This window comes from Streptococcus infantis SPAR10, from assembly GCF_000279535.1.
In the GTDB taxonomy this organism is placed as follows: Bacteria; Bacillota; Bacilli; order Lactobacillales; family Streptococcaceae; genus Streptococcus; species Streptococcus infantis_I.
Window position 1 is genome coordinate 1 of the sequence record NZ_ALCH01000004.1, and the last position, 2500, is coordinate 2500.

A 2500-nucleotide genomic window follows, 5' to 3' on the forward strand; every position below is an offset into this window, starting at 1 on the left:
TTCTAAAAGTAGGTATAATAGAAAGAGTTGAAAAAGCTCAAGGTCCGTTGGTCAAGGGGTTAAGACACCGCCTTTTCACGGCGGTAACACGGGTTCGAATCCCGTACGGACTATGGGTGTATCGCGGTTGATGGAAATAGGATTTAAAAAAGTTAAAAAAACCTGTTGACAGAGAAAAGTGACTGTGATATACTAATATAGTTGTCGCAAGCGCGACAAAGACCTTTGAAAACTGAACAAGACGAACCAATGTGCAGGGCACTATAACTTAAGGTTGTAGTACTGAACAATGAAAAAACAATAAATCTGTCAGTGACAGAAATGAGTGAGAACTCAAACTTTTAATGAGAGTTTGATCCTGGCTCAGGACGAACGCTGGCGGCGTGCCTAATACATGCAAGTAGAACGCTGAAGGAGGAGCTTGCTCTTCGGATGAGTTGCGAACGGGTGAGTAACGCGTAGGTAACCTGCCTGGTAGCGGGGGATAACTATTGGAAACGATAGCTAATACCGCATAAAGTAGATATCGCATGATAGCTGCTTGAAAGGTGCAATTGCACCACTACCAGATGGACCTGCGTTGTATTAGCTAGTTGGTGAGGTAACGGCTCACCAAGGCAACGATACATAGCCGACCTGAGAGGGTGATCGGCCACACTGGGACTGAGACACGGCCCAGACTCCTACGGGAGGCAGCAGTAGGGAATCTTCGGCAATGGACGGAAGTCTGACCGAGCAACGCCGCGTGAGTGAAGAAGGTTTTCGGATCGTAAAGCTCTGTTGTAAGAGAAGAACGAGTGTGAGAGTGGAAAGTTCACACTGTGACGGTATCTTACCAGAAAGGGACGGCTAACTACGTGCCAGCAGCCGCGGTAATACGTAGGTCCCGAGCGTTGTCCGGATTTATTGGGCGTAAAGCGAGCGCAGGCGGTTAGATAAGTCTGAAGTTAAAGGCTGTGGCTTAACCATAGTACGCTTTGGAAACTGTTTAACTTGAGTGCAAGAGGGGAGAGTGGAATTCCATGTGTAGCGGTGAAATGCGTAGATATATGGAGGAACACCGGTGGCGAAAGCGGCTCTCTGGCTTGTAACTGACGCTGAGGCTCGAAAGCGTGGGGAGCAAACAGGATTAGATACCCTGGTAGTCCACGCCGTAAACGATGAGTGCTAGGTGTTAGACCCTTTCCGGGGTTTAGTGCCGTAGCTAACGCATTAAGCACTCCGCCTGGGGAGTACGACCGCAAGGTTGAAACTCAAAGGAATTGACGGGGGCCCGCACAAGCGGTGGAGCATGTGGTTTAATTCGAAGCAACGCGAAGAACCTTACCAGGTCTTGACATCCCTCTGACCGCTCTAGAGATAGAGTTTTCCTTCGGGACAGAGGTGACAGGTGGTGCATGGTTGTCGTCAGCTCGTGTCGTGAGATGTTGGGTTAAGTCCCGCAACGAGCGCAACCCCTATTGTTAGTTGCCATCATTCAGTTGGGCACTCTAGCGAGACTGCCGGTAATAAACCGGAGGAAGGTGGGGATGACGTCAAATCATCATGCCCCTTATGACCTGGGCTACACACGTGCTACAATGGTTGGTACAACGAGTCGCAAGCCGGTGACGGCAAGCTAATCTCTTAAAGCCAATCTCAGTTCGGATTGTAGGCTGCAACTCGCCTACATGAAGTCGGAATCGCTAGTAATCGCGGATCAGCACGCCGCGGTGAATACGTTCCCGGGCCTTGTACACACCGCCCGTCACACCACGAGAGTTTGTAACACCCGAAGTCGGTGAGGTAACCTTTTAGGAGCCAGCCGCCTAAGGTGGGATAGATGATTGGGGTGAAGTCGTAACAAGGTAGCCGTATCGGAAGGTGCGGCTGGATCACCTCCTTTCTAAGGATAAGGAATGCACATTGGTCTTGTTTAGTCTTGAGAGGTCTTGTGGGGCCTTAGCTCAGCTGGGAGAGCGCCTGCTTTGCACGCAGGAGGTCAGCGGTTCGATCCCGCTAGGCTCCATTGGTGAGAGATCACCAAGTAATGCACATTGAAAATTGAATATCTATATCAAATAGTAACAAGAAAATAAACCGAAAACGCTGTAGTATTAATAAGAGTTTATGACTGAAAGGTCAAAAAAGTAGGTTAAGTTAATAAGGGCGCACGGTGGATGCCTTGGCACTAGGAGCCGAAGAAGGACGTGACAAACGACGATATGCCTTGGGTAGCTGTAAGTAAGCGATGATCCAGGGATTTCCGAATGGGGGAACCCAACAGGTACTACCTGTTACCCATATCTGTTAAGGATATGAGGAGGAAGACGCAGTGAACTGAAACATCTAAGTAGCTGCAGGAAGAGAAAGCAAAAGCGATTGCCTTAGTAGCGGCGAGCGAAACGGCAGGAGGGCAAACCGAAGAGTTTACTCTTCGGGGTTGTAGGACTGCAATGTGGACTCAAAGACTATAGAAGAATGACATGGGAAGGTCAGCCAAAGAGAGTGAGAGCCTCGT

2 tRNA genes and 2 rRNA genes (1 of these 4 cut by a window edge) are annotated in these 2500 nt (G+C 49.3%); all 4 read left to right on the top strand.

The features are described 5' to 3' along the window. Positions 1–41 precede the first annotated feature (41 nt). A tRNA-Glu gene (locus tag SPAR10_RS05195) sits at positions 42–113 on the top strand. 227 nt (positions 114–340) lie between these two features. Then, positions 341–1885: ribosomal RNA gene (locus tag SPAR10_RS05200) — 16S ribosomal RNA — on the top strand. 50 nt (positions 1886–1935) lie between these two features. Then, positions 1936–2008, top strand: a tRNA-Ala gene (locus tag SPAR10_RS05205). Between the two features lie 124 nt (positions 2009–2132). Continuing rightward, positions 2133–2500: ribosomal RNA gene (locus tag SPAR10_RS05210) — 23S ribosomal RNA — on the top strand (it continues 2534 nt past the right edge of the window). The 16S and 23S rRNA genes sit together here with 2 tRNA genes alongside, the layout of an rRNA operon.